1 protein-coding gene is annotated in these 924 nt (G+C 50.1%); it reads right to left on the reverse strand.

Annotation, left to right across the window (positions count from 1 at the left end; translation table 11 throughout):
* Nucleotides 1-247, reverse strand: a 247-nt coding sequence (locus HP566_RS02655) for a contractile injection system protein, VgrG/Pvc8 family (RefSeq protein ID WP_249975724.1), incomplete at its 3' end; no start/stop codon positions are given.
* Nucleotides 248-924 lie beyond the last annotated feature (677 nt).

A 924-nucleotide genomic window follows, 5' to 3' on the forward strand; every position in this document is an offset into this window, starting at 1 on the left:
GATCCCCCTGGGCAAACTCACTGATCATGCCGTGGATCCGGCGCAGGGGCTCGCCATCCTGCCAGATAGTCAGGGAGGCGTCGCGATCCAGTAGCTCGGCGGCATCAAGTCGGCTATGACGACTAGCGAGATGAAGCGATAACTCGAAAGGTGATGACAGCGATTCTCGGTGCGTGAAATCCACTACAGCGGCATCATCCACGCCGGGCAACGCAAGGGTGAAGTAAAGACCATGACCGTTTGCCATCGTAACGCTCCCCGATTATTCAAACGCTAATGAAAAGCAACGAGAATAGCTGCTTATACTGAGAGCGCAATAGGGGCACAATACGAAGCGTTAATGTCCTACAGAAAAGTAAGAAATATCTTACAAAGTTTTCAGATATTACCTATAGACTTTTTCAGGCAATCATTATAAAGGGGGGGGGGAATTAGCTTGCGAATGTAGCGCAGGGTGCCGTCCTGTAGTTGCCCTTGCGCGACTACTTTGAGTTAAACCATGTCTAGCGAGCTTACGCCAATAAACAGGCATCAGGACTGCCACTCCTGATTCGAAGTGTAAGCGGTGCTTATCACGGATATAGAACAGGATGGGCCGGGAGAGCGGGCTACATCTGGCGCAAAACAGGCAATGTTAACTTAGCGCTGCAGTAGCTAAGATTTTTGCACAACCAACTTAGGCTATCCTATCCTGCTCATAACTTTTGACTCAGTGACTAACGGTTGCGTGGTCAAGATCGTACTGTCTGACCAGTCTCGCAAAACCCTGCTGTCCTTCTCATAGCTTTGCACTACTGACGACGTCACCCCCAGATTGAGTAGCGCTACACTTTAGAGTCCGATCCTATGGGTAAGGAGATTGGACATGAAGAAGCGTTTCAGCGAAGAACAGATCATTGGTTTCCTGGGCGAAGCCGAAGCGGG

The sequence above is a fragment of the Vreelandella olivaria genome, assembly GCF_023507745.1.
In the GTDB taxonomy this organism is placed as follows: Bacteria; Pseudomonadota; Gammaproteobacteria; order Pseudomonadales; family Halomonadaceae; genus Vreelandella; species Vreelandella olivaria_A.